At 60.6% G+C, this 5,460-nt stretch carries 5 protein-coding genes and 1 pseudogene; all 6 read right to left on the reverse strand.

Annotated features, from left to right (window positions below; genetic code table 11):
- Positions 1-740 (reverse strand): alpha/beta hydrolase (locus tag C9413_RS26915; protein ID WP_170251145.1); only part of this gene is annotated, 740 nt, incomplete at its 3' end.
- A 162-nt stretch (positions 741-902) separates the two neighbouring features.
- Positions 903-2,498 (reverse strand): MFS transporter, encoded by a 1,596-nt coding sequence (locus C9413_RS26920; RefSeq protein ID WP_040114535.1) that lies wholly within the window; start codon positions 2,496-2,498, stop codon positions 903-905.
- Positions 2,495-2,926, reverse strand: coding sequence for a DoxX family protein (locus C9413_RS26925; protein ID WP_040114536.1), 432 nt, complete (start codon positions 2,924-2,926; stop codon positions 2,495-2,497). The genes C9413_RS26920 and C9413_RS26925 overlap by 4 nt, the downstream gene beginning before the upstream one ends.
- A 10-nt stretch (positions 2,927-2,936) precedes the next feature.
- Positions 2,937-4,919, reverse strand: coding sequence for an amidohydrolase (locus C9413_RS26930; protein ID WP_040114537.1), 1,983 nt, complete (start codon positions 4,917-4,919; stop codon positions 2,937-2,939).
- On the reverse strand, positions 4,919-5,209 hold the full coding sequence (locus tag C9413_RS26935; RefSeq protein ID WP_040114538.1) for a XapX domain-containing protein: 291 nt from the start codon (positions 5,207-5,209) through the stop codon (positions 4,919-4,921). The genes C9413_RS26930 and C9413_RS26935 overlap by 1 nt, the downstream gene beginning before the upstream one ends.
- Before the next feature lie 71 nt (positions 5,210-5,280).
- Positions 5,281-5,460: pseudogene (locus tag C9413_RS26940) on the reverse strand (hydrolase); the annotation flags it as partial.

The following is a 5,460-nucleotide window of genomic DNA, read 5'->3' on the forward strand; positions in this document are numbered from 1 at the left end:
TAATGAGCCTTGGCGCTGCCCATCATGCCCTGCCGCCACCAATTCTGGATGACGCCAGGATAAACCTTAGCGTCGGGACGGTTGAATCCGTAGAATGGACCGGTGGGAAAGTCGACGAAGAGCTGCGCGCGGTTTTCAGCAACGCCCCTGCGAATGCCGTCGAAGACTTCCATCGGAAGGCCGCCCGGATTTGTCTTGGTCTTCAGCATCAGCGGAGGAACGGCGGAGACCAGAACGGCCTTGGCGACGCGGCTGGAAGGCTGACCGTATTTTGCGACATAACGGGCGACCTCGCCGCCACCTGTCGAGTGCCCGATGTGAACGGCGTTCTTCAGGTCAAGGGCTTCAACGAGAGCGAAGGCGTCGGCGGCATAGTGGTCCATATCGTGACCGTCTGCGACCTGCGCGGAGCGTCCGTGACCGCGTCGATCATGGGCGACGACGCGATAGCCCTTGGATAGGAAGAACAGCATCTGGGCGTCCCAATCGTCTGATGAGAGCGGCCAGCCATGGTGGAAGACGATCGGCTGGGCATCCGTGGGACCCCAATCCTTATAGAAGATTTCGACGCCGTCCTTGGTGGTGATGTAGCCCATTGTGTTGTCTCCTTTAATTGAGGTGGTGTTGGAAGCAATGTTGGCGGCAAAGCCGAACGATGAGGGGAGCGCCATGGCCGCAGCGGCGGCAGCTCCGGAAAGCAATGCGCCGCGGCGCGTGATGGAAGGGTAGTTCTCAGTCATCTTCGTGTCCTGCGATCCCTGCTTGTGCCCTTAGGCCGTGTTCGTCTGTTAGCGAGATATTGCCGTCCAGAGCCAATGCCGACAATTGCACCAGTAGTTTCGATTTGATTGCGATTTTCGCAACAATGGAGGGTGCGGACCGGCCGCTCTCTGCTGGCCATCTTAAGCCGCGCCAGGCCGGTTGATTGCCAGGAAATGCCGGACGACAGGCTTGTCCCTCCCTGAATGATAGGCAAGCATCTGACCTTGAAGATCGGCATCGGCGTTCGATACCCGCTTGTGCTGTCGGAGATGTTCAGCCCAGGATTCCACCATGAACCATTCGACGATCTTTTGCGGATCGGCAGAGTCTTCCGTCACACCCCATCCATAGGCCCCGTCACGCCGCCGCTCGTGAGACATTCTGTCCAGCGCATGCAGGAAGGCGGTGCGATGATGTTTTTCGACATTGTATTCGATCAGGATCAGGACCGGGCCTCGATCATGCGCAACCGGTTCTGCGACGAGTGGTTCGGGCCAGTGGTTTGATGGAATCAGATCGGCATCGCCAGAGGGCAGTTTGATACGGTGCATGATCAGTCCAGCCACGAGCAGTCCGCCCGCACCGATCACCAATGTGCCCGAGACGCCGGCAACTTCGCCGACAGCACCCCAGCCGAGGCTGCCGGCCGTCATCGCACCGTTGAAGACAGTCAGATAGACGGCAAGGCCGCGCCCCCGCACCCAGTTCGGCAGGATCGCTTGCGCGGCGCCGTTGAGAGTGGTGAGGGCGGTGATCCATGCTGCGCCGAGGAACAGAAGGATAAAGACCGCCAGCCCTTGCGGCGGAGCCAGCGAAAGCGCCGCCATGACCAACGCCGTCACGAGCGCAGACCCGAGTAACAGGCTGTCGGCATCCAGACGCTGCCGCAGCCGCGGCATGACGAGCGCACCGCCGATTGCACCTGCACCGACAGCGCCGAGAAGGATGCCGTAGAAGCTGGCGTCACCGCCCAGGAGTTGGCGCGCAACCAACGGAAGCAGTGCCCAGACAGCACTGGCGAACGCAAAGAAGATCGCCGCTCGAAGCAGCACGACATGAAGCGTCTGGCTGGCGCGGGTGTAACGCAGTCCTGCCCGGAAGGCGCCGAAAAACCCTTCCGACAACGCGTCGTTGGCATCCTTGGCGCGCGGCCACCAGATCAACGCCGCGATGACGAGGACGTACGTCGCAACGTCGACGCCGTAGGTAACGGCGGCACCAAAAGCGGCAAGCAGCAAGCCACCAGCCGCAGGACCGATTGAGCGCGCAATATTGATGCCCAGCGAATTCAGAGCGACGGCATTCTTCACATCTTCGCGAGGCACGAGTTCGGGCACGACCGCCTGCCATGTCGGTCCCATGAGCGCGGCACCGATACCGCCTAAGAACGTCAAGCCAATCAGCGCGCTGACCGAAAGCATGCCTACGTGGGACAATGTCATCAGCGTTATGCTGACACTTGCCAAAAGAAGCTGAACGGCGATGAGGAACTTGCGCCGGTCGAGGATGTCCGAGAGAACGCCTGCCGGGATTGCCAGCAGGAAGATCGGCAGCGTGCCGGCCGCCTGCACCATGGCGACCGCCGCAGGGGCAGCGGAAAGATCCGTCATCAGCCAGGAGCTGGCGACATCGCGCATGAAACTGCCGGTGTTGCCCAGAACCGTGGCCGCCCATAGCACCGCGAAGACGGGTTGACGGAGCGGTGCGAAGCCACCGGAGGATTTTCTGACGCTCATCTGCTCGTTCCCTTGCCGATATCGATTGTTGCAACGATCACGAACGCGCCAGCGAGACCAAGATGTTCGAAGAAGGCATTCGTTGCCATCATGCGGTCCATCCCGGAAGGCATTTCCCAGAATCGAAGTGCAACGAGGGTCGCAAGCAACGTGAATCCCGCGAGAGCCAGCGCTCCGAGCCAACGCAGGAAGCCGGAAAGCACCATGGCCGAAGCCGCAAGCTCGAACGCGATGACCGCGACCGCGAAGAACACCGCTGGATGAAGTCCGAAATGCTCCATCTCGCCAATGGCGCCGTTAAAGTCGAAGATCTTGGTCAGCGGCCCCTGGATATAGGCTGCGCATAAGCCGAGCAGCGCGATGAAACGCGCCACGGGCGACGCGAGCAGTGAAACGACGCAGTTGCGGAGGGGGATGTCCGATGGCATGATTTTTTCCTCATACGGCCCAGCAGGAGCAACCGAGAGCACCGAAAAAGGCCTTTAGGTCAGCGATTGGCAGTTTCGAAGTCCATGCCCCGGCATGGTCGTGGCCATGCACGCCGCAGTCGCTGGCACAGCCGCATGTCGATATCGCCGTGCGGCGAAGCGAGCGCTTGCCGGCGCCTTCCGGGTCTCCCCAGGCGGCATAACCGCCGAAAGCCCTGACAGGCGACCAATCGGGCATTGCAGGCGGCACGTCGTTCTCATCGAGCGCCTTGAAGTCGCCGGCACCGTAGACGATCTTGCCGCCGACCATGGTGAGGTCTGACGTCAGGAATGAAATCTCGTCTTCGGAGCAAGAGAAAAAGTCCTTGTCCGGCACGACGAGATCGGCGAACTGGCCCTTCTCAATGCGGCCCTTCTTGCCTTCTTCGTTGGAGAACCAAGTGACGTTTTCGGTCCACATCCTAAGCGCCGTTTCGCGGTCAAGGCAGTTGGCGCGGGGATAGAGCTGCATGCCGCCCACGGTCTTGCCGGTCACCATCCAGGAGAGCGAAACCCACGGGTTGTAGGAGGCAACGCGGGTCGCATCTGTGCCGGCGGAGACGTTGATGCCCTTCTCGAGCATGCGCTTGATCGGCGGCGTGGCTTCTGCAACGCCGTGACCATAGCGTTCGACAAAGTATTCGCCCTGATAGGCCATGCGATGCTGCGTCGCGATGCCACCACCAAGCGCTGCGATCCTATCGATGGAGCGGTCCGATATCGTCTCTGCATGGTCGAAGAACCAGTTCAGGCCTTCGAGCGGGATGTCCCTGTTGACCTTCTCGAACACGTCGAGCGAGCGGCTGATGGTTTCGTCATAGGTGGCATGAAGGCGCCAAGGCCAACGGTTTTCGGCCAGCACCCGCACCACGTCTTCAAGTTCGCCTTCCATTTCCGGCGGCATGTCCGGGCGCGGCTGGCGGAAGTCTTCGAAATCCGCGGCCGAGAAGACCAGCATCTCGCCAGCGCCATTGTGGCGGAAGTAGTCGTTGCCCTGCTTGTATTTGACAGACCGCGTCCAGTTCAGGAAATCCTGCTTCTCTTCCTTCGGCTTCTGCGTAAATAGATTGTAGGCAAGGCGAACGGTAAGCTGATCTTCATCGGAGAGTTTCTGAATGACGGCATAGTCGTCCGGGTAGTTCTGGTAACCGCCCCCGGCATCAATGACGCCGGTGACGCCGAGCCGGTTCAGCTCGCGCATGAAATGGCGGGTGGAATTGACCTGGTAGTCGAACGGCAGTTTCGGCCCCTTGGCGAGCGTCGAATAAAGAACGCCGGCATTCGGCTTTGCCAGCAGCATGCCAGTCGGATTGCCATTGGTATCGCGGGTAATTTCCCCGCCCGGCGGATTCGGCGTATCGCGGGTGTAACCGACGGCACGAAGTGCTGCGCCGTTCAGGAGCGCCCGGTCATAGAGATGGAGTAGGAAAACCGGAGTATCCGGCGCGATCGCGTTGATCTCTTCGATCGTCGGCAGGCGCTTTTCGACAAACTGATGTTCGGTGAAACCGCCGACGACTCGCACCCATTGCGGGGCTGGCGTGATCGCCACCTGCCGCTTCAGCATGTCCATGGCGTCGGCAAGGCTGCGGATGCCATCCCAACGCAGTTCCATATTGTAGTTGAGACCGCCACGCACGACGTGGGTGTGGTTATCAATCAGGCCGGGCAGCACGCGTTTGCCCTTTAGATCGATCACCTTTGTACTCGGCCCGGCAAGCGCCATGATCTCGCTGTCGCTGCCCACTTCCATGAACAAGCCATCCTTAATGGCGATCGCCGTGGCATTCGGGTTGGTGCGGTCGAGCGTAGTGATCAATCCATGATGAAGGACGATATCTGCATACATTGGAGCGACTCCGGTCTTGACGGGATCGGCGGCATGGGCCGTAGAAAACAGATTTGAAAAGGCGAGGCTCGATGCTGCGCCCAGGAAGGTGCGGCGCGTCGTCATCAGCTTTTCCCCAATGTCGGATCTTTGCGCTGGGAGGTCACCTCCACCACGTTCGGACCGCCTTGCGGGAGGTGGCCGAACATGTGCGGCTTTACCTGATGCAGCCAGGAAAGGGCAGCAGGCTCGCGAGTCCAGATGCTTTTTGCCAGCGGAACGAGCTGCTCACCGACGAGGATCCCAAGCAAACCGATGAGAGCGACGACAGGCGGGGCGGGCGAACGGACGTTGAGCAGGCTGTAGATCACGCCCACCAGCACGCCTGCACCGAGTGACAGGAGATAGATTTTCATGGAGGAGACCCTTCGCTTTGTAGGAAGCAATTCGCTCCGGCAGGTGGCGTCCTGCCGGAGCGATGCCGGGTTTACTTGGCCGGGTTGGGGCCGATGCGCCTGCCGTGGATGACCCGCTCAGAGCCGCCGTGAACGTGGGTGACGGCATAATCGATGCCCATGCCGTAAGCACCGGAATGCTCCTTCACCAGAGAGGTAACCGCCTCGTAAGTTCCTTGGCTGGCCCAGGCGCGCTGCCATTCGAGACGGGT

This window comes from Rhizobium sp. SEMIA 4085 (assembly GCF_013004495.1).
GTDB lineage: Bacteria > Pseudomonadota > Alphaproteobacteria > Rhizobiales > Rhizobiaceae > Rhizobium > Rhizobium gallicum.